This is a genomic window from Terriglobus albidus (assembly GCF_025685425.1).
Classification (GTDB): domain Bacteria; phylum Acidobacteriota; class Terriglobia; order Terriglobales; family Acidobacteriaceae; genus Terriglobus; species Terriglobus albidus.
The window spans coordinates 374,948-401,913 of record NZ_JAGTAS010000056.1; the positions used below are offsets into that span (position 1 = coordinate 374,948).

20 protein-coding genes are annotated in these 26,966 nt (G+C 58.7%); 9 read left to right on the plus strand and 11 right to left on the minus strand.

What is annotated here, in order from left to right; translation table 11 throughout:
• Positions 1–187: 187 nt before the first annotated feature.
• Positions 188–982 (plus strand): HAD family acid phosphatase, encoded by a 795-nt coding sequence (locus OHL21_RS16065; protein WP_263418294.1) that lies wholly within the window; start codon positions 188–190, stop codon positions 980–982.
• Positions 983–1,030: 48 nt separating this feature from the next.
• Here OHL21_RS16065 and deoC read toward each other — a convergent pair whose 3' ends face one another.
• The gene (deoC, locus tag OHL21_RS16070; RefSeq protein ID WP_263418295.1) at positions 1,031–1,795 is read right to left on the minus strand and encodes a deoxyribose-phosphate aldolase; all 765 of its coding nucleotides are present in this window, start codon (positions 1,793–1,795) and stop codon (positions 1,031–1,033) included.
• Between the two features lie 155 nt (positions 1,796–1,950).
• On the opposite strand from deoC, the gene OHL21_RS16075 reads away from it, so the two are divergent.
• Positions 1,951–3,249, plus strand: a complete 1,299-nt coding sequence (locus tag OHL21_RS16075; RefSeq protein ID WP_263418296.1) for a sugar MFS transporter — start codon at positions 1,951–1,953, stop codon at positions 3,247–3,249.
• 153 nt (positions 3,250–3,402) lie between these two features.
• Positions 3,403–4,593, plus strand: coding sequence for an MFS transporter (locus OHL21_RS16080; RefSeq protein ID WP_263418297.1), 1,191 nt, complete (start codon positions 3,403–3,405; stop codon positions 4,591–4,593).
• A 148-nt stretch (positions 4,594–4,741) separates the two neighbouring features.
• Here the strand turns inward: OHL21_RS16080 and hpt are convergent, their stop codons facing one another.
• Positions 4,742–5,311, minus strand: a complete 570-nt coding sequence (gene hpt / locus OHL21_RS16085; protein WP_263418298.1) for a hypoxanthine phosphoribosyltransferase — start codon at positions 5,309–5,311, stop codon at positions 4,742–4,744.
• 70 nt (positions 5,312–5,381) lie between these two features.
• On the opposite strand from hpt, the gene OHL21_RS16090 reads away from it, so the two are divergent.
• Complete coding sequence (locus OHL21_RS16090) at positions 5,382–6,239, plus strand: prolipoprotein diacylglyceryl transferase (RefSeq protein ID WP_263418299.1); 858 nt, start codon at positions 5,382–5,384, stop codon at positions 6,237–6,239.
• A 112-nt stretch (positions 6,240–6,351) separates the two neighbouring features.
• Here the strand turns inward: OHL21_RS16090 and OHL21_RS16095 are convergent, their stop codons facing one another.
• Entirely contained in the window at positions 6,352–7,038 is a 687-nt protein-coding gene (locus OHL21_RS16095) for a M48 family metalloprotease (protein ID WP_263418354.1), read from the minus strand.
• 148 nt (positions 7,039–7,186) lie between these two features.
• Positions 7,187–7,729, minus strand: a complete 543-nt coding sequence (locus OHL21_RS16100) for a hypothetical protein (RefSeq protein WP_263418300.1) — start codon at positions 7,727–7,729, stop codon at positions 7,187–7,189.
• 138 nt (positions 7,730–7,867) lie between these two features.
• Between OHL21_RS16100 and OHL21_RS16105 the strand changes: the two genes are divergently transcribed.
• Complete coding sequence (locus tag OHL21_RS16105; RefSeq protein ID WP_263418301.1) at positions 7,868–9,898, plus strand: beta-N-acetylhexosaminidase; 2,031 nt, start codon at positions 7,868–7,870, stop codon at positions 9,896–9,898.
• Positions 9,899–9,954: 56 nt separating this feature from the next.
• On the opposite strand, the gene OHL21_RS16110 is transcribed toward OHL21_RS16105, so the two are convergent.
• From OHL21_RS16110 to OHL21_RS16125, 4 genes are all read right to left on the minus strand, one after another.
• Positions 9,955–10,455 carry a hypothetical protein gene (locus tag OHL21_RS16110; protein WP_263418302.1) on the minus strand — a complete coding sequence of 167 codons (501 nt, stop codon included), beginning with the start codon at positions 10,453–10,455 and terminating at the stop codon, positions 9,955–9,957.
• Positions 10,456–10,477: 22 nt separating this feature from the next.
• Positions 10,478–11,743, minus strand: a complete 1,266-nt coding sequence (locus tag OHL21_RS16115) for a tetratricopeptide repeat protein (protein WP_263418303.1) — start codon at positions 11,741–11,743, stop codon at positions 10,478–10,480.
• Between the two features lie 11 nt (positions 11,744–11,754).
• A complete protein-coding gene (uvrA, locus tag OHL21_RS16120) occupies positions 11,755–14,721 on the minus strand; it encodes an excinuclease ABC subunit UvrA (RefSeq protein WP_263418304.1) in 2,967 nt (988 codons plus the stop codon).
• Positions 14,722–14,805: 84 nt separating this feature from the next.
• Positions 14,806–16,107, minus strand: coding sequence for an acetamidase/formamidase family protein (locus tag OHL21_RS16125; protein ID WP_263418305.1), 1,302 nt, complete (start codon positions 16,105–16,107; stop codon positions 14,806–14,808).
• 157 nt (positions 16,108–16,264) lie between these two features.
• Here OHL21_RS16125 and OHL21_RS16130 point away from each other — a divergent pair, with 157 nt between their 5' ends.
• From OHL21_RS16130 to OHL21_RS16140, 3 genes are all read left to right on the plus strand, one after another.
• Positions 16,265–17,815, plus strand: coding sequence for an APC family permease (locus tag OHL21_RS16130; protein ID WP_263418306.1), 1,551 nt, complete (start codon positions 16,265–16,267; stop codon positions 17,813–17,815).
• A 161-nt stretch (positions 17,816–17,976) separates the two neighbouring features.
• Positions 17,977–18,744, plus strand: a complete 768-nt coding sequence (bla, locus tag OHL21_RS16135; RefSeq protein ID WP_263418307.1) for a class A beta-lactamase — start codon at positions 17,977–17,979, stop codon at positions 18,742–18,744.
• Between the two features lie 126 nt (positions 18,745–18,870).
• Entirely contained in the window at positions 18,871–20,484 is a 1,614-nt protein-coding gene (locus OHL21_RS16140; protein WP_263418308.1) for an amino acid permease, read from the plus strand.
• Between the two features lie 67 nt (positions 20,485–20,551).
• On the opposite strand, the gene OHL21_RS16145 is transcribed toward OHL21_RS16140, so the two are convergent.
• Complete coding sequence (locus OHL21_RS16145; RefSeq protein WP_263418309.1) at positions 20,552–21,088, minus strand: DUF6982 domain-containing protein; 537 nt, start codon at positions 21,086–21,088, stop codon at positions 20,552–20,554.
• Positions 21,089–21,253: 165 nt separating this feature from the next.
• On the opposite strand from OHL21_RS16145, the gene OHL21_RS16150 reads away from it, so the two are divergent.
• Positions 21,254–23,134, plus strand: coding sequence for a tRNA nucleotidyltransferase/poly(A) polymerase family protein (locus tag OHL21_RS16150; protein WP_263418310.1), 1,881 nt, complete (start codon positions 21,254–21,256; stop codon positions 23,132–23,134).
• Between the two features lie 138 nt (positions 23,135–23,272).
• Here the strand turns inward: OHL21_RS16150 and lspA are convergent, their stop codons facing one another.
• Both lspA and ileS read right to left on the minus strand, forming a co-directional pair.
• Entirely contained in the window at positions 23,273–23,818 is a 546-nt protein-coding gene (gene lspA / locus OHL21_RS16155; RefSeq protein ID WP_263418311.1) for a signal peptidase II, read from the minus strand.
• A gap of 14 nt (positions 23,819–23,832) precedes the next feature.
• Complete coding sequence (gene ileS, locus OHL21_RS16160) at positions 23,833–26,697, minus strand: isoleucine--tRNA ligase (RefSeq protein WP_263418312.1); 2,865 nt, start codon at positions 26,695–26,697, stop codon at positions 23,833–23,835.
• Between the last annotated feature and the right edge of the window lie 269 nt (positions 26,698–26,966).

Consider the following 26,966-nt stretch of genomic DNA (forward strand, 5'->3'; position numbering starts at 1 on the left):
GCGCTGTGCGCGACCGTTTGTGCGGACTTAAGACGATATGTAGAGAAGCAGATTTCTCCACTATGGTTTCAGCCCAGCCAGCGAAGCTGACTAGGGACCCCGAACTCTGCGAAATGACAAACAAAGTGGCTGTAGTTTATGAAGCGGACGTTGGGGATGGATGCCTTTCAAGAATTAGAATCCCGGCATGCGCTTCCGCAATTTTCTGCCTCTTCTTCTGGCTACTTCGCTGCTGGCCCAGCGCCCTACACAATCTGATCCGCTGAAGCCTCCTACATGCCCGGGGCGTGGACCATTGACCCATCCCACCGCGCAGCAGCTTATGGAGACGCAGCAACAGGCAGCACATGATCCGCACTATCTTCTCTCCGCGGAGCCGGTGCCGAACTTTGCTCAGGAACGCTACAAGCTCGCGGACTACTACGATTGTGTTCCCGGAGCAGGTTGTTACTGGGCCGATATCGATGCGCAGTACGAGCGTGCAATCGCAGTCCTGGAGCATGCCACCGCATCGCGAAAGCAGGGCGAAAAGCTGGCGATCGTGTTGGATGTCGATGAGACGACGCTTTCCGCCTACTGCGAAGAGAAGCGCGAGGACTTCGGCTACATCGGAAGCATGTTCAACCAATGGGTAATCTCTCCGGAGGCCTCGCTGCCGATCCCGGGAACACTGCGGCTGGTGGCAAAGGCGCAGGCTGCGGGTGTCGACGTCTTCTTCATTACTGGCCGTCCAGAAGAACAACGCGAAGCCACCGCTCGAAATCTGGAGACGGCGGGCTTCCATGGCTGGAAGGAGCTCTATCTACGGGAGCCGGGGAAGTATCCTTCCACGATTGCCTACAAATCCGCGCAGCGGTCAAAGATTGCAGGGGCTGGATATCGGCTGGTCCTCAATATCGGAGATCAGTACAGCGACCTGTTCGGCGAGCCTCAGGCCGAGACCAGCGTAAAGCTGCCCAACCCGTTCTATTACCTGCCTTAAAGATGATATCCCGCCCTCTCGATGAAGGCGGGATATGGATGTCTCTTCTCAGTATCCGCCCGTAGGAACGCCAATCGCATCGGTAGGATTGGTCAGCTCGTTCACGATGCGTACCGATGCGGATGCGCCGATTCTGGTGGCTCCGGCAAACAGCATTGCCTGGGCGTCGGCCAGGCTACGGATGCCGCCCGACGCCTTGACGCCAGAGCGAGTTCCGGCCACACCTCGCATCAACTGGATGTCGTCGACTGTCGCTCCACCTGTCGAGAAGCCGGTCGAAGTTTTGATGAAGTCGGCGCCGGCTTCAATAGCAAGCTCGCTGGCGCGCATCTTGTCTTCGAAGCTCAGGAGGCACGTCTCCAGAATGACCTTCAGGATGCCACCGTTGGCGTGAACCACCTCGGCGACGATATGGATGTCGTGTTTGACGGCGTCGAACTCGCCGGACTTCAGAAGACCAATATTCAGCACCATATCAACGTCATGCGCGCCCAGAGCGAGGACGCGGCCGGCTTCTTCCTTCTTGCTGGCGGTCAGAGAGGCGCCCAGAGGGAAGCCGATGACGACGCCGACCGGAACTCCTGTGCCTTTCAATGCCGCTGCGGCAGTCCCGGTCCAGAATGGATTTACCATGGCGCAGGCGAACTTGTACTTGGCCGCTTCCTCGCAGATAGCCAGTACCTGGGAGCGCGTGGCGTCCGGCTTCAGCAGGGTGTGATCCAATACCGCAGCCAGGGCTGAGGGAGAAGAGAGTGCCTGCGTGGCAAAGCCGGCGGCGTCGAACGTAGTCGGATCAGGGATTGAGATACTCATATTGCTCCTGCGTACAGCCCATGTGGGGCCCAAATGCATTCTATGCCCGGGAGTGGCAACCTAAATACAGCCAGAGATGAAGTGGATGGACCAATCGATAATTTTTTGCTGGCTTACAATCACCCTTGTTGGTTTGTTAATACGAAGAGGTTTGGATGGAGCTCACAACAACGCAGTCGATCTCGGGTGGACCAGAGACGACAAACATGAAGGCCCTCTCGACAGCCACCGTGCTGTTCTTTATGTGGGGGTTTCTAACATGCCTGAATGACATTCTGATTCCTCACCTGAAAATGGTCTTCGAACTCAGCTATGCGCAGGCCATGCTGGTGCAGTTTGCGTTCTTCTCCTCCTACTTCATCTTCGCGATTCCATCGGGCAAGCTGGTGGACTTCATCGGATACAAGCGCACCATGATCGCCGGCCTGCTGACGATGGCCGTAGGCGCGCTGCTGTTTCTCCCCGCGGCCACTCTGGCGGCCTTCCCACTCTTTCTCGCTGCTCTGGTTGTGCTTGCCGCCGGCATTACTGCCTTGCAGGTCGCAGCGAATCCGTACGTGGCGAACCTTGGTCCGCAGCGTACGGCCAGCAGCCGGTTGAATCTGGCACAGGCCTTCAATTCGTTGGGAACGACGGTGGCCCCTTATGTGGGCAGCGCCTTGATTCTTGGCGCTGCGGTCGAAGCTCCGAAGCTGGGCAGCCTTACTCAGGCAGCGCTGCAGCAGTTCCGCGCGCAGCAGGCCTCGACAGTCCGTCTGCCGTATCTCGGTATTGCCGGTTTGTTGATCGTTCTGGCGGTGGCGCTGGCAGTCATCAAGCTGCCGCCGATGGGTGGGCTGACGCAGGACTTCCGTCCTGATGAGCGCGGCTCCTCTTGGGGGGCGCTTCTTGGACATCCGCAGCTTCTGCTGGGAGCCGTGGCCATCTTCGTCTATGTCGGCGCCGAGGTGACGATCGGAAGCTTTTTGGTGAACTACATGCACCTGCCCGAGATCAGCGGCTTCACCGAAGCAGTGGCGGCGAAGTATGTATCGATCTACTGGTTAGGCGCGATGATCGGACGGTTTGTCGGTTCGGCTGTACTGCAGAAAATGAAGACATCATCGCTGCTGGCGATGGCTGCTACGGCTGCGTGCCTATTGGTACTGCTCAGCATGTTCAGTTCGGGCCATACAGCAATGTGGTCGATTCTTGCGGTGGGCTTGTTCAACTCCATCATGTTCCCAAGTATCTTCACCCTCGGTATCGCAAATCTGGGCGAGTTGACGAGCAAAGGGTCGAGTCTGATGGTCTGCGCCATTGTCGGCGGAGCGGTGATTCCGCTGCTTTCCGGCTTTGTGGCCGATAAGATCGGGATCCAACATGCGCTGATGGTGGCGGCTGCCTGCTACGTGTACATCGTGGTCTTCGGTTTGCGCGGTGACCGCAGTGCTACGGAGCACCGCGCAGCTTAGAGCAATTCTCCTAAAGGTGCGGAGCGGAGTATCGGGTCTCCAGCGAACGAGTTCGCTGGGGTGAAGTCTTGGCTGTTTGCGCCGTTTTCCTGTGAAGAAAACGGTATTCGCAGATTTATCCAGAGCTACAGTATTAGGAGAATTGCTTTAGCTATGGCAATACGCAAGTCGCTGCTGGCCCTGGCGGTCTCGGCCTTCGGAATCGGGACGACTGAGTACGTCATCATGGGTCTGCTGCCGGAACTGGCGACGGATTTCCATGTCTCGATTCCACGCGCCGGCATCCTGGTCTCCGGATATGCGCTCAGTGTGACCATCGGTTCGCCGATCCTGGCGGTACTGATGGCGCGCATGGATCGCAAGCTGGCGCTGATGTGGCTGATGGCGTTATTCCTGCTCGGCAATGTCGGCTGTGCGCTGGCGCCCAACTTCCAGCTTCTGCTGATCGCGCGCATCATTACTGCTCTCTGCCACGGAACTTTCTTCGGTATCGGCAGCGTGGTGGCGTCGACGATGGTGCACCGCAGCGAACGCGCGCAGGCTATCGCACTGATGTTCAGCGGCCTGACTTTAGCCAATGTGCTGGGTGTGCCGGCAGGAACCGCCCTGGGGCAGACCTTCGGCTGGCGTTCGACCTTCTGGGCGCTCATCCCAATCGGGCTTGTGGCAGGCGCCGGTCTATGGAGTCTGGTGCCATCACAGATGCCGGACCGTGTGCATGTGAAGGATGAGGTGCGGACTTTGCTGAAGCCGCAAGTGCTGATGGTACTGGTTCTCAGCACTATCTCTTCGACCTCACTGTTTGCCGTCTTTACTTACATTGCGCCGATCCTGCGAGACGTCACGGGATTATCGCCGCATGCCGTTGCAATTGTTCTCGTCCTCTTCGGTGTCGGGATTACGATCGGAAATCTAATCGGGGCGAAGCTTAGCGACTGGAAGCAGTTGCCGAGCTTCCTCGGATGCTGCGCCGTGTTGATCTGCTTGCTATTGGTGATGCCAGTGGCGCAGCGTTATCCGCTAACCTCAATTGCGATGGTGCCTGTGTGGGGTCTTGTGCACTTCGCCATGGGAAGCCCGCTGCAGTCGCGCGTTGTGGATCAGGCCAGGGGCGCTCCAAACCTGGCGGCGACCATGAACCAGGGAGCCTACAATCTCGGCAATGCTTTGGGGGCTAGCGTGGGCGGTGTCGCTCTGACGATGGGCCTCGGCTACGGGCAGCTTGGATATCTGGCTGCTGCGATCGCCGGTGTGGTACTGGTGCTGGGTTTCATCGAGTTGAAGGCGGACCGCAAGCGGCCGAAGCACACGACCAATTCGACCTTTGTGCCGATGGGCCACTAAATCGCTTTTGTTTGTCATTTCGTAGCGCAGCGGAGAAATCTGCTTTCCTGCCCATCCTTGAATAGCCGTACACAAGGCAGTGAAAACGGTTCGAGCTTCGCTCGAATGTCCCATGTCCCTTAGGGACATGGGACACCCAGACTTGGGTTTAGTGACCAGCGTCTTCCGGATAAAGACGAATATCTGGGACACCGCGATAGCGTTCGGCGAAGTCCATACCGTAGCCAATGATGAAGTGATTCGGAATTTTGAAGCAGACGTAGTCGGCCTCGATCTGTGCAACACGGCGGGCCGGCTTGTCAATGCAGGTGGCGATTTTCAGACTTGCCGGCTTGTGCTGCAGCATCAGCTTATGCAGGTAGCTCAGCGTAAGGCCAGTGTCGAGAATGTCTTCGACGATGATGACGTGTTTGCCCTCGATGGGGTTGTCGATATCTTTGATCAGCTTGACGGCGCCGGAGGAGACACGGGCGCGTCCGTAGCTCGATACGGCGACGAAGTCGAAGGTGTTATCGACCGTGATCGAGCGGGCCAGATCGGCGAGGAACATAGCCGCGCCCTTGAGCACGCCGATCAGAACAATCGACTTACCTGCATACTCCTCTGAGATTTGTTTGCCGACTTCGGTGATACGGTCTTTGATCTGCTGTTCCGAGATCAGGACTTCCATCTTGTCAGGAGGAATGAATGCGGGCTCTACGATGCTGGGTGTGGACATAGATGAATCCGAGCTTATCGAGCCTCGGGGCGGGGAATCAAGCCTGTGGAACCGTATACTTGAAGGAAACATGTATCCGTACCTGCATCTTGGCCCGTTGACGCTGGGCACCTTCGGAATCCTTCTCTGGCTGGGCGCCGTCGCCGCGACGATCATCCTCCACAAGAACTTCCAGCGCTTTTCCATCGATGCCGACGCCCTGAATGTCGTCGCGTTCGTCACGATCGCCGGTGTGCTGGGCGCCAAGGCGTATCACGAGCTGCAGGACCCCGCGGAGCTGGCCGACTCCATGCGCCGCATCATGCTGCCAGGCTGGCATCATCCGGGCGAGATCCTCCTCTATCTGCTGAAGTGGTTCCAGGCAGGTTTCGCGTGGTTCGGCGGTCTCTGCGCAGGCATCGCCATGCTGCTGTGGCAGGGACGTCAGGCGAAGTTCCAGAACGGGGGCAGGGTGGGCGGTCTGCGCATGCTGGATCTTGCCGCTCCCGCCGCTGCCATCGGCTATGGTGTTGGCCGTCTCGGATGCCTGCTCTCCGGAGACGGCGACTACGGCAAGAGCACCACGTTGCCCTGGGGAGTGCACATCCGCAATGACGCGCTCGATCCGCCGGTGCCGAATCCTCCCGAGCTAAAGGTCCATCCCACGCCGGTCTATGAACTCGGTTACTCACTGGTCTTCGGTATCTGGCTCTGGCATCGAGCCAAGAAGAATCTGCCGATCGGCCAGCTCACGGGCGAATACCTGGTGCTGACGGGTATCGCGCGCTGGTTCGTCGAACTCATCCGCATCAACCCTCGGGTGCACTGGGGCATGAGCAACGCTCAGGTCGCTGCTCTTGGTTCGATCGTAGCCGGTATTGTGCTGATTCTCTGGTCGAAGGCGCGTTCGAAGAAGTGGGTTGCGGAGACCGCCGAAGTCGCTGGCTAGCCAGTTGCTAGTTGCACTAGCGATATAGCGATGGGTTGCCTCGCATGGGTGTGTTGAAGGTGTTTCTTGTACCCATGCAATACCTCGTCAACTGGAAACGGTTAACTGGCAACTAGAGCTTTTTAAGGTAGGCTTTTGCCTCTTCCAACTCAGGGAACAGGCGTTCTTCTGCCTGAAACTCGCGTGAGTGCACGCAGCGGCGGCCTGACTTTACACGGACGGGATGCTTCAAGTGGAGCATCTCGTGATAGAGCAGGTACTCGATTGCGTACCGAGGCGTGTCCGGCCGGTCGAAGACACGGCTGATCATGATGGTGTTGTGAGCGGCGTCGTAGTGTCCCAGAAGACGGCGTGCATTATGTCCGCTCCAGGTCAGTACTGGGCGTCCCATCAGGCCGTGGAAGAACCTGCGGTTCAGCGTCTCGAAGACCTCGTCGAGATCGTAATGCCGCCCTTTGGCGGTGAGGATACGTTTCCGGCCGCGCGTCTGGCGGATGTGCTCGGCCATCTTTGAGACCGGTTCCGACTGTGTATAGCGGCGGTAGCGGTCGGCGTGCAGACGAAGGATCGGCTTACGGTACAGCTTTGCGATCAGGATGTGGGCAATCGCCCGGAGCACGCTCTCGGGAGCAGCCTCCAGAAGATCGGACAGCGAGACATAGAGCTTACCCTCACGCAGACGGATCGTCGTATTCAGCGAAGTAAACCGCCGGAACCGGACATGAAACTCCGGCATTGGGGCACGCGGCCTCAGCTCGCGGTATTCCTCGTGAAACAGTTGGCGCAGCTCGGGAGACACTACATCCAAGTTAAAGCATTTTTCCTGTTGCTGGGTATCCCGGAAGGGGCATGCAGCGGCGTTTTCATTGCGGAAAACGCCCATAGATGCGGAAACCTACACTACACCTACAGGGAAAATGCTCTAGCTCAACCTGCGTTGAAATCTGCTACCTGGGCACCACGATGGGTTCAGGTGCTTCGCCTTTCTTCTGGGGTGGCTTGTGGGTCTTCCACCACTCGGTCTGGTCGTCAATCATCTCCTTGGCGGAATCGTGGAGATCCTGCGCGGCTTCGATGGCCAGCTTGCGGGCGAGCGTATAAGCAGCGTTGTCCTGCGGCGTCTTCAGAACCGTCATCCAACGTTCGGTTGCCGCCAGCAACTTCGGAAGAATCTTGCGCAGATCGGGGTGCTTGGGCTGGTAGTCGTCCAGGTTGTCGTCGAGCTCGTCGGCAATCGCCCGGAACTGCTCCATGTAGTCGTGGATATCCTCGGAAGCTCCCGGTGCTTTCGGCTTCTTCAGAATCTCCTCAATCCGATTGATCCGGGCTTCCAGAGCTTTCTGGAAGATGCTGATGCGCGCGGCGGGATCGATGGCGGCTTCGCGGATCTCCTCCACTTCGGCATCGGAAAGAGCAGTCTCATCGCGTTTCTGCGCGAAAGCGCAAAAGGCGGAGCCGAGCAGCAGAAGGCAGATCAGGCGGCGAAGCATGACGGGATTGTAGGGGTAAACCGGAGAATTTGTCAGCAATTTGCGAAGAAGGGCTGGGCGTCCTAGGTCATATAGCCGTGATCTCCGTCGCTTCGGAAACCTATACTGTCTGTTCCCGGTACGCGGGACCTACAACTCATGAACATCGATCGTCTTCGTCCGGTTCTCTTTGCCGCCCTCGCCCTCATTGTTCCTGTAACCGTCAAGGCCCAGACCGTGCCCGAGACCGGTTTGGTGCCCCTGCCGGTCGAGCTGACGAAAGGCTCAGGCGCGCTGGCGCTGCAGTCCACGTTCAAAATCACAACTCCGCGCTCTCATGATGCCCGCCTGGAAGCCGCGATTGCACGTGCTGTTCGCCGGATCGAGGTCGCGGCTGACCTTCGTCACGAGGGAAGAGGTGTCTTTGGAACGACGCCGATGGAGGTTAGTGTCGCCTCGCCCGGCCAGGAGGTGCAGAGCCTCAGCGAGGACGAAAGCTATTCGCTGACGGTAACCGGCGAACAAGTCGTCATTGAGGCTAATACCGACGTGGGGGCGATGCATGGGCTGGAAACGTTGATCCAACTCGTACAGCCGACACCGCAGGGCTATGTGATTCCGGCGGTTACGGTCCATGATTCACCAAGGTTCGCATGGCGCGGTCTGATGATCGACTGCGGACGTCACTTTGAGCCCCTACCTGTGTTGAAGCGCAACATCGATGCCATGGCTGCAGTGAAGATGAATGTCTTTCATTGGCATCTGACTGAGGACCAGGGGTTCCGCCTGGAGAGCAAGCTGTTTCCCAAGCTCACCGGTAAAGGATCGGATGGCCTGTATTACTCCCAGGAGGATGCCAAGGAGATTGTCGCTTACGCCCGGGCCCGCGGCATCCGGGTCGTGCCCGAGATTGAGATGCCGGGTCATTCCGCTGCCTGGCTTTATGCCTATCCGGAGCTGGCCAGCGGCACAGTGCCCGATGACATCCGCCGTGAGTTCGGCGTGAGCGACGTCGCCATCGACCCCACGCGCGAGGAGACCTACGTCTTCCTGCGGAAGTTCCTCACCGAAGTAACCGCTCTGTTTCCCGATGCATATGTTCACATTGGTGGCGATGAAACTCCGGCGCCTGACTGGAAGAACAATCCGCGTATTCTCAAGTTCAAAGAGGCGCATCATCTCAAAGACAACGAGGCATTGCAGGCGTACTTCAATGCGCGGGTGCTGGCGATTTTGACATCGCTGCACAAACGGATGATGGGATGGGACGAAATCCTGACACCGGAGCTTCCGAAGGACATCGTGGTGCAGTCCTGGCGCGGTGTCGCCTCGCTGGCAAAAGGCGCACAGATGGGCTATGAGGGGATTCTTTCTGCGCCCTACTACCTTGACGGTATGAAGACGGCGGCCGATCACTACCTCGCCGATCCCATCCCTCAGAACACGACGCTTACCGCCGAAGAGCAGAAGCGCATTCTTGGCGGCGAAACACCCATGTGGGGCGAACACGTGAACGAGGTCGACATCGACTCCCGTATCTGGCCGCGTGCTGCCGCTATTGCGGAGCGCCTGTGGTCGCCACAGAGCGTTACCGACGTCAACAGCATGTATGACCGGCTGGAGGCCGTTTCCCTGGAGCTGGAATCGCTGGGACTCAACCACCTACAAAGTGGAGATGCCCGCTTACGCGCAATGGCGCATACGGAACAGATTGGAGATCTCCGCACGGTGGCATCCGTCCTGGAACCAGTCAGCTTCGGCGAGCGTTACCAGGCCCAGCACACTGACCAACTGACTCCATTCGACCGCTTCGTCGATGCCGTGCGGCCTGATCCGCCGTCGCGTCACTGGAGTAACGTGATGGTCGACCGCTGCCTGCAGAAGGACACGGACGCCTGCGGCAAGCTCCGCTCCTGGTATGCGGAGATAGCGCGGGCGATTCCACATGCGAAGCAGCAGATGCAGGTCTCTTCCCATATGCAGGATGTGCTGCCGAAACTCGATCAGTTGAGTGTTTTGACAGCTCTCGGAGAGAAGGCTGCGGAGTCGCTTGAGAAGGGAACAGCCGTTTCCAGCGATACTGCCTGGCAGTCACGGAAGAGCACAATTGAGGAAGCCAGAAAGGCCACCGCTATGGTGCGCCTCACCTTCCTTGATTCACTGACGAAGCTGACGGAAGCGGCACACTAGATATTCGCGTGTCCTATGTCCGCCATGGGGCATAGGACACGCGGGTATGGCTGTTTTTAGTGTCGGAAGATAACGGCCAACAGTTCCGTGTGAACAGTCTGCAGCCGTTTCAGGGTGGCTTGAACCATGCCACGGTCATCACCGGAGGAGGCATGCATGATGTCGTTCAACCGGTGGTCGGTCTCGCGGAGCAGGATCTCTGCCTTCTTCAGTTTCTTGGAATCGTCGGCTACGCCCATGTGGATGCGCTCGGCGTACTCGGAGATCTTCTTGATCGTGTTCGCGGCTTTGTCGGTGTCACCCATTGCCAATTGACGGCTGGCCAGCTCCGTCATACGGCCTACCAGCTCCGTGTAAAGGAAGCACTGTTCTCGTGGAGCTGCGAGTAAGGCTTTGTTTTCGAGTTGTTGAATAACTGCCAGGTCTACGTCTGCGGCGCCTGCTGCCTGCACTGCTGGAGGCAGCAGTAGGACGCCCACCGCGAAAAAGGAAAGAGCGGCGTGGCGGAAACCAGGGCGAAGTAAAGCGTTACATGCACTGCGTACTGCGAACGGCATACCGCACCCCTTTCGGAAGTGCTCACCTGTGTTCGAGAGCGGCAAGTCGGTGGCGAGCCTGCCACTCTTGGTCCGGATACTTACCTGCAGCGGCTGATAAGAACTGGTGATACAGCAGAACAGCTCGTTCCGTCTGATGCAGGCTATCGTTCGCCGTTGCCTCCAAAAATAGAGTTGACGGCGAATTTGGAAGGAGTGTAGCTCTCTGTGTCAGCGCCTGCAACACAATTCTAGGCTGATGATTCTCTGACGCTGCAAAAGCGAGATGACCGAGTGTCTCACCCAGATCCTGTGGGCGTTCCCAGCGATCCAAAGGTAATGCTACGGCTTTGGCGAACACCTGCTGCGCTTCGTCGAACTTCTTTTCCAGCACCAGGGCAGAACCGAGATCGTCCAGCAAAGACGGGTCGTCCGGCGTTGCGGCAAGAGCAGCACGCAGCATCGGTTCGGCCTTCGCCGGATCGTTTGCCTGGGTATAGAGGTGCGCAAGCAGCCGCTTCAGATTGGCATCGTCAGGATGCGCTGCCAACAACTGCTCAAGTAGCGGAGTCGCCTCCGCTGCCTGGCCGTGCCGCAGCAGGTAACGGGCGTAACTCACGGCAACTTCGGGGCTGGTGGGGCCTTTTGCCATCAGCTTTTTGTACTGAGCCAGAGCGTCAGCAGTGTCTCCGGCGGCATCGGCAAGCTCGGCGACCATGAGAGTATCTTCGGGTGTTTCGGGCGTAAGCTTGAGCGCTGCTACCAGCCAGTCGCGCGCAGCGGCCGGGTCTTTGGTCTGGTCGATCTGGGCGAGAGCACGGAAAGCCCGCGCTTTCAAAGCATTTGCTTGTGCAGCATCTCCCGGCTGCAAAACGACTGCCTTCTGCAGCGTCTCTCTTGCGCTATCCAAATGCCCCCTCCGGGCCTGTAGAAGGCCAAGTGCCAGGGTGGATTCGAACTGCTTTGGATCGGCGGAGATCGCGGCTTTATAGGTGACCTCCGCCGCATCGTCCTTGTCCTGTGCTTCCTGAGAGAAGGCGAGTTGGTAAAGCATCCCGGCGTTCTTCGGATCGGCTTTGACGAGACCCGTCAGCAGGCGTTCAGCCTCGGCATAGTTCTGCTGGTCAAGAGCGGTCTGGGCCTTCTTGTACTGTTCGGCTCGATCCTGGTCTTCGTCGGCGACGGAGCGGGTCCCGGCAGGCAATTGCTGGCCGGCGACAGGGAGCATCCATGGGCCGGTGGTGGCGGCCAGAAGCGCTCCGCCGAAGGTGAAAAGGCGCAGGGACGCCGGAAAGATCTTCGATGCCATGGATGTTCCTCTTAATGTTTGACGTCGAGCACCGGCGCAAGCCACTTCCCGGTAAGGCTGTCGGGGTTGGCGGCAATCTCTTCCGGAGTTCCGATGGCGACGATCTGTCCGCCGCGGGAGCCGCCCTCGGGGCCGAGATCGATGACCCAGTCGGCGCTCTTGATCACGTCGAGGTTGTGCTCGATCACCAGCAGAGAGCCGCCGCCTTCGATCAGCTTGCGGAAGGCAGCAAGCAGCTTTGCCACATCGTCGAAGTGCAGGCCGGTCGTTGGCTCATCGAGGATGTAGAGAGTGCGGGACGATGCTTTCTTGTTCGCGCTCTCTCCGCGTTGCGCCGCAATGGCGGCACGGGCGGTTGCCAGGTGGGCGGCCAGCTTCACACGCTGTGCCTCGCCACCGCTCAGGGTAGTGGCCGACTGGCCGAGACGAACGTAGCCGAGGCCGACCTCATCCAGTACTGCGAGCCGATCGATAATCTTCGGATGGCCGGCAAAGTAGCTCAGGGCATCGCGGACAGTCATGTTCAGCACGTCATGGATGTTCTTGCCCTTGTACTTGATCTCGAGGATGCCGGCTTTATAGCGGGTTCCATGGCACTCGTCGCAGGGCAGCTCAACGTCGGCAAGGAACTGCATCTCGACAGTGACCGTGCCGTCACCTTCGCAGACATCGCACCGTCCGCCGGGGACATTGAAGCTGAAGCTTCCGGCGGTGTAGCCCTTGCGCTTGGAGTCGGGTTGCGCGGCGAACAGATCGCGGATGGCATCGAATGCCTTGATGTAAGTAACGGGATTGGAGCGCGGTGTACGGCCGATGGGCGACTGGTCGACGAGCACGACTTCGCTCAGGTTCTGCGCCCCGGTGAGTTCACGGTAAAGTCCGGTGGGATCTCCGCCTTCGGTTTGCCCCATCTGCTGCATGAGAGCCCGGTACAGAACCTGATGGATCAGGGTCGACTTGCCCGATCCGCTGACTCCGGTGACGACGCAGAGCAGGTTCAGCGGAATCTCAACATCCACGCCGCGAAGGTTATGAATGCGTGCGCCTGTAAGCTTCAGCTTCGTGCGGCCGGGTTCACGGCGGGTCGCGGGGACGGGAATGTGAGCGCGTCCGGAGAGGTACCGTCCCGTGGTGGAGTCCGGATGCTTTGCGACTTCCGCAACCGTCCCGGAGGCCAGCAATTTACCGCCGAGTTCTCCCGCGCCTGGGCCCATGTCGATGAGACGGTCGGCGGAGCGGATGACATCGGGATCATGCTCAACAACGAGGATGGTGTTGCCCAGATCACGCAGTTCTTCCAGGATGTGGATAAGCTTGGCGGTATCCCGCGTATGCAGTCCAATCGACGGTTCATCGAGAACATACAGAGCGCCAACCAGACGCGACCCTAGTGAGGTAGCAAGCTGAATGCGCTGGGCTTCGCCCCCGGACAGCGTAGAGGAGAGCCGGTCGAGAGTGAGGTAATCGAGGCCAACCTGTTCCAGGAAGCCGATACGCTGACGAACCTCCTCCAGGATCTTTCCGGCGATTTCGGTCTGTGCCGGAGTGAGACTCAGGCTGTCAAAGAACTCGCGGGCGGCGGTGATGGTGAGCGACGAAGCCTCGCAGATGTTCTTTCCGTTCAATAGAACAGCCCGTGCCTCGGCGCGGAGCCGCTGACCATGGCAGACCGGGCAGGGAGCATAACCCCGGTACTTTGCAAGGAAGACACGTACGTGGAGCTTGTATTTCTTCTTCTCAAGCTGGTCGAAGAATCCGCGGATGCCAGGGAAGCCATTCCCGCCCTGCCGCACCATCTCCTGCTGCGCTGGAGTCAGGTCGTACCAGGGAGCGTCGATGGGGATGTCATTGGCCCTGGCGAAGCGCTTTAGCTCGCCGTGGAAGGCGCGGTACTTTGGACGCTCCCACGGATCGATGGCGCCGCCGGCCAGGGTCTTCGACGGATCGGGAATGATGAGGCCGGGATCGAAATCGATGGTGTTGCCGAAACCCTGGCAACGAGGGCACGCGCCGAAGGGGTTATTGAAACTGAAGAGGCGCGGCTCTGGCTCACGATAAGCACGGTGGCAGTTCACGCATTCGAAGGCGGCGGAGAAGTGCAATGTCTGCGGGGAGGAGCCGTCACGCGGAGCTGTCTGGAAGTAGATCTCGTTGGATTCGCGATAACCGGTCTCGATGGCATCGACGATACGGGCACGAACATCTGCGGAGACTGAGAGCCGGTCGACCAGTACATAGATCGGCTTGGTGAAGTCGAGCTCCAGCAACGACTCGGGGGTAGAGAACTCCACGATGTTGCCGTTCTGAAAAAGCCGGTTGTAGCCGCGCTTGCGGAGCTCGGAGAGGCGCTCTTTCTGGGCGTCGGTTGGATCCACCAGAGCGGGTGTTTCGACAGGTTTTGCCGATTTCGCGCTCTTCTTCGCTGCTTTTTTTGCAGGCTTGGGAGGAGCTGCCTCTTCCTCCGAAGCAGGGGCAAACTCCTGCATCGGTTCGAGCAGGACATCGCGGCGCTGGATCGGGAAGAGTGCGTACAGACGGGTACCATCACCCAGGCCGAGGACTGCGGCAGCGATCTCGTCGACCGTATCGCGGCGAACAATGCCGCCGCAGTGCAGGCAGGTTACCGTACCGCAGCGGGCATACAGAAGCCGCATATAGTCATAGATTTCCGTGGCGGTCGCAACCGTGGAACGCGGATTCCGGGTAGTGTTCTTCTGCTTGATGGCGATTGCCGGAGCAAGCCCCTCCATGTGGTCGACATCGGGCTTCTCGATACGCTCCAGAAACTGGCGGGCGTACGCCGAGAGCGATTCGACATAGCGGCGCTGTCCCTCGGCGTAGACCGTATCGAAGGCAAGCGACGACTTTCCCGAGCCGGAAACGCCGGAGACCACCGTCAGGGCGTTGTGGGGGATGTCGACATCGATGTTTTTCAGGTTGTGGGTGCGCGCTCCGCGGATGACGATCTGCTCGTTCATGGCCAGTCTTCTATTGTCGCCGGAGCGGGCGGTTGAGGGAAACTCCCCCTGCCGCCTGTCTCCGGCGCAGTGATGGCCAAGCTCTTATTTCGACAGACCTTTCAGCCTTTCCTTGCTGATCTTGAGCACAACGCCCGCATTCCGGTCGGCTACTTCGCTGATGCGATATTCGGCCGCGGTGCCGAAGACCATACCGATCTCACTCGGCGTGAGGTGGTACTCGTCTTTGAGCCAGCTCGCCATATTCTCGGTGGCTTCCTTGATGGCATCGTCGAGCGATCCGTTTTCGCCCATCGCCATAATGTGCGTCGCATTTTCGATCCGGGGCTCCATGGGACGCTTGCCCGGGATGACATCAACTGTCACGGTGACGTCCATGGAGGTCTCAAGAGCATCTCCCGTGGTTTCTCCATCGCCCTGAACCGCGTGGCCGTCACCGAAGTAGAGCAGAGCTCCCGGAACCATGACCGGCAGGTAGACTGTGGCGCCTTCAGTGATCTCGTTGAAATCCATATTTCCGCCATAACTTCCGTCGTCTCCTGTCCCAGGGGCGGCATTGGAGGGGCGTACTGCAACGGCGATACACCCAAGCATGGGGCGGACCGGGACGGTGTAGTTCTTCATGTGTTCCCCTGGGTTTTCCGGGGTCGCAATGCCTTTAGTCAGGTCGAGCTTCCACTTTGTCCCTTTGCCCGTGTCCTTCATCGTCACCGCCATGCCCTGGCTCTGCGCCCTGGGAACAATGCCGTCCGTACTGATGGCGTAATCCCGGTTCAATTTGAGTGACTTGATATGGATAACCAGGGTATCGCCCGGCATAGCGCTACTTATGTAGAACGGGCCGGTCTCGGGATTGCCTCCAAGCGAGCGCCTGACGCCAGTGGCATCAGCTCCGCCGGCATCGACCGTGGTCGTATGGATGGTGTCGCCTGGATTGATGGTGAGCACAGGCTTGTTCAGGGCAGAGAACTGGCGATGGAAGACTGTGGGGACAAATTCATGTGTCTTCGCAGGACCCTCGGGGCGGACTGGTACCCGCTCCGCAAGGAAGGTGCGCGTCGCTGGATGCTCCTTGTCGGAGCTGTCGATCCAGATCACGGTGCCGCTGATCTGGCCATTCACAACAGAGGCAGTCAGCTCTTCTGAGCCGCCGTGCGTATCCTTCGCCAGGAACTGGAGTTTACCGCCGGCATAGGTCCCCTCGACTTTATCGCCGGAGAAGTCTCCGGTGATCCTCTCCCCGTCCTGCTTGAGCTCCATCTTCCAGTAAAGAGGCGAGCCATAGAAATCTACCGTTGCCATCCAATTGCCCGTCAGACTCTGTTCCTGCGCGATTCCTGACGCAACGCATCCGAACAAGCACACCATCACTGCCAAACCCTTCATGCGACTCTCCTTGTGAGGACTGAAACCGGTTTCGGTTAGACAAGGCTACGCGGTGGGGGTAGGGAAGTTCCCCGCGTCAACGAATTTTTTCGTATTTTGCAGGAAGCGATATTCCGAACTGGCAACCTTCCACCTCAACTGGTACAACAGTGCCAACGTGTCCACGCAAGAAACCTCGCAGCCTAAATTTGTTCAGGGCCTCGGCCTGTTCTCTGCCACTGCCATCGTCATGGGATCCATGATTGGCTCCGGTATCTTCATCGTTGCAGCGGATATCGCTCGCGGTACCAGTTCGCCCGCGCTGTTGATCGGCGCATGGCTGGTGACCGCGGTGATGACCATCATCGGCGCACTCAGCTATGGCGAGCTTGCTGCCATGATGCCGAAGGCCGGCGGACAGTATATCTATCTCCGCGAAGCGATCGGTCCACTCTGGGGTTTCCTGTATGGATGGACGCTCTTCCTGGTGATCCAGACAGGCACGATTGCCGCGGTGGGAGTCGCTTTCGGCAAGTTTCTTGGAGTCTTTTTCCCATCGGTCGCCGCAGATCACTGGCTGATCCATCTCGCGCACGTTCCTCCGATTCCAGTGGGTCCCATGGTGCTGGGCAATATGGATATCGGTTTGTCCACGGCTAATCTGGCAGCGATCATCATCATCGTTCTACTCACCGCGCTCAACTCGATGGGCGTGCGGCTGGGAGCCCTGGTGCAGAACATCTTTACCTCGGCGAAGATCTTTGCTCTCGCCATGGTGGTTCTTCTTGGCCTGCTGGCCCGCAATGCCACAGCGATCGCCGCCAACTTCTCCAATGGCAATTTCTGGAAGGGCGCCGGATGGAGCGATCTGCATCCGGTACAGCAGGGAGCGGGCGGTCCGACCGTATTGATCGGTCTCTTTACGGTGCTGGCGGTGGTACAGGTTGGTTCGCTCTTTTCCGCCGATGCGTGGAATAACGTCACCTTCACCGCAGGTGAGGTCCGCAACCCCAAGCGCAACCTGCCGCTTTCGCTGGTGCTGGGCACTGGTACCGTACTGCTGCTGTATATCCTCTGCAACTTCATCTATCTGGCGGTGCTTCCGCTGCACGGCGATCCGCAGGGAACCACGATCGTTGCCCGCGGCATTCAGTATGCGAGCCAGGACCGTGTAGCGACGGCAGTCATGGAGCAAGCATTCTCGGGATACGGCTCGCGCATCATGGCGCTCGCCATCCTGATCTCGACCTTTGGCTGCGCGAACGGCATGCTGCTCGCCGGGGCGCGTGTGTACTATGCCATGAGCCAGGACGGCCTTTTCTTCAAGTCGGTCGGTAAGCTGTCGCACAAGACGAACACGCCAACAGTCTCGCTCTGGGTGCAGTGCCTGTGGACGTGCCTGTTGTGTCTCTCCGGATCGTACGGGCAGTTGCTGGATTATGTGATCTTTGCTGCGCTGGTTTTCTACATCCTGACCATCGCAGGCATCTTCATCCTGCGGCAGAAACAACCCGATGCGCCTCGTCCCTACAAGGCGATCGGATATCCGGTGCTGCCGGCAATCTATATCGTGATGGCAGCGTGGGTAAGCTACGTCCTGTTGCGGTATAAGCCTCAGTACACCTGGCCGGGATTGATCCTGGTGTTGCTGGGGGTACCGGTGTACCTGGTTTGGAAGAGCCGCAGTGAGAAGTCTGAGAGCCTGGACGGCGTGGGCGTTACTGATTGAATTCCTGCGGCACCGTCCACAGGAAGGTCTCCATCTACCCTGAACGCATCATGCCGACACGCCGCGCCTTTCTTGCATCCACTGCCGCTGTTCTTGCCTCCAGGAACAGATTGTTTGCTGCTTCATCTACGCCCGAACTCAAATCGCTGGAGCCCTTTCTCATGCAACTGGAGAAAGAGAAAGGCGGACGCCTGGGCGTGTCTGTTCTCGATACGCAGACCGGAGCCCGGGCCGCTTATCGTGTCGGTGAAGCCTTTCCGATGTGCAGTACTTTCAAACTGGCGCTGGCGGCTCAGGTACTTACACGCGTGGACCGAGGGCAAGAGAAGCTCGATCGCCTGGTGACTTATACCCAGGCAGAGGTGCTTTCGCACGCGCCGGCCGCGAAGGAGCACGTCGCGACCGGAATGACCGTCGGAGCGCTATGTGAAGCAGCGATTACGCTTTCGGATAATACGGCGGCGAATCTATTGCTGGTGACCGTGGGCGGACCAGCCGGGTTTACAAAGTGGCTGCGGAGCATCGGCGATAAGACCACAAGGCTTGACCGGAATGAGCCAAGCCTGAACTCCGCAATCCCAGGCGACCCGCGCGACACCACCACCCCATCGGCGATGCTGACGACACTGCAGAAGCTGACTCTCGGCAATGTGCTCAGCGCTGCCTCACGTAAACAGTTGAATGATTGGATGTTGGCGACGCAGACCGGTCTGAAGAAGATCAGGGCCGGTTTGCCAGGTAACTGGAAGGAAGGCGACAAAACAGGAGGGGGCGACTACAACACGACCAACGATATCGCGATCCTGTATCCACCCAACCGTCAACCGATTCTGATCACCGTGTATTACACCGGCAGCAAGCTGGAGACGGAGCAGAGCAATTTGGTCTTTCAGGAGATTGGCAGAAAGCTCGTGTCGTTGTACGTTTAGCAGTGCATGTAAAAGGATTTAACCCCGAAGGCGGGGGCCGGAGAGTTTTCCCCGCAACCCGCCCACCTTCGGGTATTCTCTTCACATCCCAGCAATACTGAGGCACTAAGGAGCTGTCGCCGCTACATGGCCAAACTACTCGCCACGAAATCAATGGATACTCTCCTCGAAGAGGCACATGAGGAAGGCTCCGACACACTCGTCCGAGCGCTCGGACCGTTTCAACTGACTGCGCTCGGCATTGGCGCGGTTATTGGCGCCGGCATCTTTGTTCTCGCCGGGATAGGCGCACACTCCGCAGGGCCGGCTCTTACGCTGGCCTATGTACTTTCTGGCCTAGGATGCGTCTTCGCCGGTCTCTGCTACGCCGAGTTCGCCGCCATGATTCCGCTGGCGGGTTCTGCCTATACTTACGCGTATGCCACGCTGGGTGAGATCTTCGCCTGGATCATCGGCTGGGATCTGACGCTCGAGTACGCTATGGGCGCCAGTACCGTTTCCTCTGGCTGGTCGAATCACTTCATCGAGTTTCTATCGATCTTCGGACTGAAGTTTCCGCTGTGGCTCTCCTATGACCATTGGACGGGCCTGCGTACTGCGACCGATGTCATTGCCCGCAAGATGCTGGCTGTACAGCATCCCGAGCTGATCCCAGGAACGCAGACGTTTTCTGCCGCTCTGGATGCATTGAAGGCTGCCGCTCCGGCTGATCTAACCGCGCAGGCGCATGCACTGCTTGGAGCCCCGCATCTCTTCGGCATGGAGATAGGATTCAACCTTCCGGCCTTCATCATCGCTCTGGTCATCACGACAATTCTGGTGATCGGTATCTCGGAGTCGGCTAAATTCAACTCCGGTATCGTCGTGATGAAGGTAGCCGTGGTTCTGTTCGTCATCCTGCTTGGTATCAAGTACGTCGACAAGGCGAACTGGGGTCATGACTGGTCGACCTTCGCACCCTTTGGTAGTGGTGGTATCGGTTTGGCGGCGGGTCTGGTCTTCTTCAGCTATATCGGTTTTGACGCGGTTTCGACTACCGCCCAGGAGGCCAAGAATCCGCAACGTGATCTGCCGATCGGCATCATCCTCTCCCTGCTGATCTGCACCGTGCTCTACATCGGTGTGGCAGGTGTTCTCACCGGCATGGTCTATTGGAAGGACATCAACATCGAAGCTCCAGTGGCCCGCGCCTTCCTCTCCCATAACCTGGGATGGGCGGCGGATATCATCACAGTCGGAGCTCTGGCTGGTCTCACCTCGGTCATGCTGGTGATGTTGCTCGGTCAGTCCCGAGTCCTGTATGCCATGGCCAAGGATGGTCTGTTACCGCCGAAGTTCTTCGGTGCGATTCACCCGCGGTTCCGCACACCATGGAAGGGAACCATCCTGGCCGGCTTGCTGGCCGCCATCGTCGGTTCCATTACACCGATCGACGATATCGGCAAGATGGTGAACATCGGTACGCTGCTGGCCTTCGTAATCGTCTGCATCGCGGTTGTGGTGCTGCGCAAGACCGATCCAAGCCGCGAGCGCCCCTTCCGCGCTCCGCTGGTATGGCCGATCCCGGTTGTGCCGGTTCTCGGTGTGGTGTTCAACGGCTACATGATGTACAAGCTCGGCTGGCAGAACTGGGCCCGCCTGATCGGTTGGCTCATCATTGGCCTGGTGGTCTACTTCACCTACTCCCGTTTCAACTCGAAGGTGCAGGCTAAGGTCGAGAACGAAGTTGCTGCCGACTAGCTTCCAGTCGTAAAGAATGAAGGGCGGCCGCGTGCCGCCCCTTTCATTTTGGACAAGATTCCTAGCTTTAATTGGGTCTTGAATTCGGCGGCAGCTCGGTGGCGAAAAGCTGTTCCTGGAGAGATTTGTCGGGGGTCGAGGCGGCAGGTTTCTTCTTGGACGGTGTAGTGATTACCGCCAGGAGGTCCATGCTCTCAATGGCCCGGCGGGGAACGAAGATCCGCTGCACATTGGAACGGACGTCAGGAGGTGTGAACTGGATACCCTTATCCTCCAGCGCCGAATCCATCAGGCTGATGTCCAACGGTGCAAGACCTTCCAGCACATCTTCATCGCGGAGCTTCAGTCGGATAAAAAGGCCCTCCGTCCGCGGCTTGGAGAGAAAGGTCTTCCGCAGCGTCCGCTCCGGATCCTTTTCCGTAAGATTGAAGTCGCGGACGTAAAGCACCATCTTTATCTCGGAGAGGGGAACAGGCGTCACCCTTCCGGAAAGATCCAGAAGCTCCAGTGCATCGTCCTGGACAAAGCCTGCGGCCGGCAGGTAACCGGCTATGCTGTCGCGGCTAAATCTTCGGATGAGAACTTTTTTTCGTCCCGCAGGCATACTCGGCATTGTCTCATCGGGTTCATAAAAAGCAGCAGGAATGTAGCAAAAGCAGTACCTATATGTTACATTTGGCTTTTGTGTCGTCTTGCTTGCCGATGCTAAGCGATTGATACGGCGAGAGTTAGCGACGAATCCGAAGCCCGGAGCGCTGCCCGCCTATCTATGGCCGACTACATCTACCTGCTCGAAAATCGACTATCCGCTAACCAGAAGGATGCGCTGGAGAAGATCAGGGCCGTCGTCCGGGAGCGCGGAATGACGTTGTTCCTTGTTGGAGGAGCCGTGCGCGACCTTACGGCAGGCACCTCCGTGCGCGATCTTGATGTAGCAGTTCAGGGAAATGCTCTCAAGTTAAAGAAAGATATACAGAAAGTCGGTGGGACTTTCTCTGGGGAGTATGAGCCGACACAGTCACTTTTCTTCGACTTTCCAGGCTCTGTACGGGTGGAGATCAGCAGTACGCTGGGTGTCACCTATCCCAAACCGGCCAAGCCGGTCTACAAGCCGGCGAACATTCTGGAAGACCTGCGCCGCCGTGACTTCACGGCCAATGCCATGGCGCTGTCGCTCAATGAGGGATCCTGGGGTCTCCTGATGGATCCGTTGAACGGCGTTGCCGATATTGAGAACCGGGAACTCCGGCTAGTCTCGAATTATGGATTCATTGAGGATCCGTCCCGTCTGATTCGTGCCGCCCGATTATCCGCGCGTCTTGGCTGGCAACTGGAAGAGCGTACCCGCGCCCGTTACGAGACGGCAAAGGAAGAAGACTATATCGCCAATCTTCCGGCCTGGTACCGCGGTTACGAGTTGGAAGAGATCGCATATGAGGAAGACGGCCTGCGTGTTCTGCGCCACCTGGAGAACGAGGGCTGGATGAAGGCCCTCATGCCGGCCTGGGGACCGAAGGTCGTGAATGCGACCGGTCTGGACGATCTGCGCGACAAAGTAGGTGTACTGCAATTACAGGGAATCTTTCCGGACGCCTCTGCGATTGCCTTCCCTCTGCTGACGGCCAAACTGCCGCCGAAGGATGTCGCGACGCTGAAGCATAGCTTTCCGCGTCAGGCCTTTGTGGAAGCGATTGACGGCATGGAGGCTCAAGGCAAGACGCTTGCCACGGAATTTACCGGCAAGTCGGCAGCGGCTCCATCCGCTGCGTGGAAGTTGTTGCACGCTGCCAAGCCTGAAGCCGTACTGCAGATGGTCTTTGCGGCAAAGTCCGGTTCTTCCGTGCAGAACAAGTTCAAGGCTTTTACCGCGGAGTGGCCGCAGGCCCGCTTGAAGATCCCTTATGCGTTGATGCTGGAGATGCGTATCACGCCGGATCTCCCTGGCTATGACGAGTTGGTCGAGAAGCTTTTCTTTGAGTTGATGGATGGCAAGTTGTCGACTGTGGAGGAGATGAAGGCGTACCTCGAGCCCTACTCGCCGCCTGCTCCGCCTCCGCCTGTTAACCTGCGCCGTCCGCGTGCGGCCAAGAAAGAATCAAAGCGGGCGAAGAAGGCCGCTCCTGTCGTCGAGGAGGCCGCAGATGAGCTGATCGCCTCTGGTGACGTCGGCATCGAGATTGCAGATGAGAATCTGGCCACCGAGATCAATGAGGCTGCTCCTGAGCCAGTGAAGGCAGCTTCTGCGAAGAAGGCCACACCAGCAGAAGCGAAGGCTGCAGAGCATGCTCCTGCGAAGAAGGCTGCGACCACGCCTGCGCCATCGAAAAAGCCGGCACTTCCTGCAACTCCTGCGAAGAAGGCGGCTCCGGCTCCGCCGGCAAAGGCTGCTGCTAAGAAGCCGGCTCCTGCTCCTGCGAAGAAAGCTCCTGCGAAACCGGAGGCCAAGAAGCCGGTACCGGCGCCCGCAAAGAAAGCTGCGGTTCCGGCAAAGAAGGCGGCTCCGGTCAAGCATGCTGCTGCCAAAAAGCCGGCCCCTCCAGCGAAGAAAGCCGTTCCGGCAAAGAAGCCCGTTGCTCATAAGGCGACCAAGCCTGCGCCGAAGCCTGCCAAGAAGGCTCCTGCGAAAAAGGCCCCCGCGAAGAAGCGGTGAAGGTGACAGCAGGGGACGAACAGGAGTAAGGTTTTCGTCAACGTAGACTCTGTGCCGCCGTCGGGGCCGGAGCCACTGATACGTGGAAAGGGCTGCCCGGTCTGGCAGCCCTTTTCTCATTCCCCGATGTTTCTCTTCTCATTCCTGGACGCTTGCTGATTCCTTCGGCTGCGGCCGGAATATCTCAAGCAGCAGCAGGCAAGCGCCAACACAGATGGCAGAGTCGGCCAGATTGAAGTCGGGCCAGTGGTAGGTGCCGATGTGGACTTCCAGGAAGTCGACTACATGATTAAAGCGGATGCGGTCGTACAGATTGCCGAGCGCTCCACCGAGAATCAGAGCCAGTCCGAAGCTGGTGAGTGATAGTGTGCGGCCCATTCTGTAGATCATGGCGGCAATCACCACCGTGACACAGATTGAAAAAACAACCAACGCAATGCGCACACGTTCCGGCGAAGTGGAGTCGGCGAACATGGAGAACGCCGCTCCTGTGTTCAGGACATGGGTCAACCGGAAGACCCGCGGGATGATGGTGATGGCCGAACCCAGGTCAATATGCGCTTCAATCCATAGCTTCGACAGGCGGTCTGCAGTCACTACCAGTGCGGTAATGACAAGCAGCCACAGCCGAAGGTCGCGTGTACGGCTGGACGGGACGATTGGATGAACAACCACTTCAGGCATTTGGTGGACTACTCCTAGGACGCCGTGTAGGGCTCGTAGCCGATCTCGTCGAGTGCTGTTGCACAGCGGGCGCAGACGGTTGGGTAATGGCTATTGGAGGCAACATCGTTGGTATAGCGCCAGCAACGTTCGCACTTTGTGATCTCGGAGAGCGTCTCGCAGGGCGTTACTTCCACCGAAGACGCCTGATCGCCATCCACCGAGAACCGGAATGCAGATACATTGCACAGCTCTGCGAAATGCGAGCCGAAGCTATCGAAGCTTTCTTTCAACACCATCGGAATAGTTACGGCAACGCTGGCATCGAGCGCTTTACCGATCTGCTTATTCTTTCTGGCTTCTTCGAGCGACAGAAGAACCGTATCACGAACAGCAAGCAACTTCTCCCAATTCGCAACCAGGGTCTCGGTGCTAGCCGGAGCCAGGTCTTCAGGCGCAGGGAAATGCGCGATGTGGACGCTTGCTTCACGGCCGTCGACCTTCGGCAGATACTCCCACACCTCATCTGCCGTGAACGAGAGCACCGGAGCGACCAGGCGAACCAGTGCCTCCGTAATCTTCCAGATCGCGGTCTGGGCGCTCCGGCGTCCCGGAGCGTTGGGCGCGAAGGTGTAGAGGCGGTCCTTCAGAACGTCGATATAAAACGCGCTCAGGTCAGAGTTACAGAACTCGTTGATGGCGTGATACGCCCGATGGAACTCGAACTCATCGTAGGCCTTACGCACCTTAGCGACAATCTCGGCCCCCTTGGCCAGCATGTACTGGTCGAGTGGTTCGAGAGCGCTGAACTCCTTTACCGCATCTTCCGCCGGATTGAAGTCATACAGATTCGCCAGCAGGATGCGGAAGGTATTGCGTAGCTTGCGGTAGATCTCCTCTGCGAGGCGCTTCATCAGTGGGACGGAGGCGATGACGTCTTCGCGGAAGTCGACCGAGGCCACCCAAAGACGGACGATGTCGCCGCCGAGCTGGTCCATGACCAGGACGGGATCCACGCCGTTGCCGAGCGACTTGGAGAAGGCGCGGCGCTGCTCGTCAAGCGTCCAACCGCTGGTGGCAACGTACTTGTAAGGCGCGGCATTGCGGATGCCGACAGAGGCCAGCAGCGACGAATGGAACCAGCCGCGATGCTGGTCGCCGCCCTCGGTGTACATATCGGCGGGGAAGCGGAGTTCAGGCTCAACCTCCAGTACGGCATGCCACGATGAGCCGGACTCGAACCAGACGTCGAGGATGTCCATCTCCTTGCGGAAGGCTGAGTGCCCACACTTCGTGCAGGTGGTTCCGGCAGGCAGCAGTTGCTCGGCCGGGTACTTGTACCAGGCGTCGGCGCCTTCCTTCTCGAAGAGCTTCACGATGCTCTGATTGAGGGCCTTATCGCTGATGGGGTGGTCACAGCTCTGGCACAGGAAGACGGCGATGGGCACACCCCAGATACGCTGGCGCGAGATGCACCAGTCGGGGCGTGTGGCGATCATGTTCGAGATGCGCTCTTCGCCCCAGGAGGGATCCCAGGTCACCTTCTTGATCTCATCCAGCGCGCGCTGGCGGAAGGTGGTCTCGTTACCCTGTTGGTCTTTGACCGGCGTCTCCATACCGATAAACCACTGTTCTGTGGCGCGGTAGATCACCGGCCTGTGGCAGCGCCAGCAGTGCGGGTAGCTGTGCTTGACCTCGGTTTCGGAGAGCAAAGCCCCGTTCTTGCGGATGATGTCCAGAATGATCGGGTTGGCCTTATAGATGTGCAGGCCGTCGTACTCCGGCAGGCCGTTGCGGATTCGTCCCGCATCGTCGACATTCGTGGTCTGCGGCAGGCCGTACTTTGCGCCGGTGTAGAAGTCATCGGGACCGTGTGCCGGAGCGGTGTGGACGGCGCCTGTACCCTGTTCGGCGGTCACGTGATCGCCCAGCACTCCGAGGATCGTTCGTCCATGCAGGAAAGGATGCGCGAAGGTGGTGTTCTCCAGCGCCGTGCCTTTTACATGGGTGAGCACCTTTGCCTCCGGCATGTTGCAGGACTCACGGACAGCGGCGGCAAGCGCTTCAGCAACCAGGTAGACGGCGCCGTCGCTGTTTTCGAGGGCGACGTAGTCGAACTCCGGATTGAAGGCAACCGCCAGCGAAGAGGGAAGCGTCCACGGCGTGGTGGTGTAGATGATGGTGTAAACCTCGCGGCCGGCAAGCTCCGGCGACAGGTCGGCAGGATCGCTGAGGAGCCGATAGCGAACGTAGATGGAGGGCGAGGTGTGCATCTCGTACTCCACCTCGGCTTCCGCCAGAGCCGTTTTGTCGTGCCAGCACCAGTAGACCGGCTTCAGACCCTTGTAGACGTAGCCATGCTCGAAGAACTCGTAGAAGGTCTCGACGATACGGGCTTCGTAGGGGAAGCTCATTGTCAGATAAGGATCGTCCCAGCGGCCCAGGACTCCCATGCGGCGGAACTGCGAGCGCTGCAGGTCCACGTACTTCTGCGCGTAGTCACGGCACTGCTGACGGACGGTAACGGCGTCCATTTCCAGCTTCTTGCGGCCAAGCTGCTCATCGACTTTGATTTCGATGGGCAGGCCATGACAGTCCCACCCGGGCACATAGGGGGAATCAAAACCGGCCATCGTCTTGGATTTAACGACGAAGTCCTTGATGCACTTATTCAGCGCATGGCCCAGGTGGATAGCGCCGTTCGCGTATGGCGGGCCGTCATGCAGAATGTACTTCGGCGCGCCGGCGCGGGCGGCACGAATTTGTCCGTAGAGGTCGTTTTCGATCCACTTCTGGAGGCGTGCTGGTTCGTTCTGCGGAAGGCCGGCCTTCATGGGGAAGGCGGTCTGCGGCAGGTTCAGGGTAGACTTCAACGGCTTCTGCGCGGGCGAATCTGACATGCTTTTTCCTGAGTTGGTACGCGAGGTCACCAAAAGATCATTTTACTTTGTCGGGGCATTGCAGCCGTATACCCGGATGTGGTTCCATGCGTCAAAGAAAGTGACTGCGCGGCTGGTAAAACCTCTGTAAACTAGGAGCGGAGCCAGACGCTGAGCGCGATCCGTGGCAGGAGCCGGCGAAGACCGGGAGACGTAGTCCACCAACGGCGCGAGAATTTGGAAGAAGGGTGTGGGTGCAATACGGCCCGCAGGCCAGGTTTGCGAAGCAG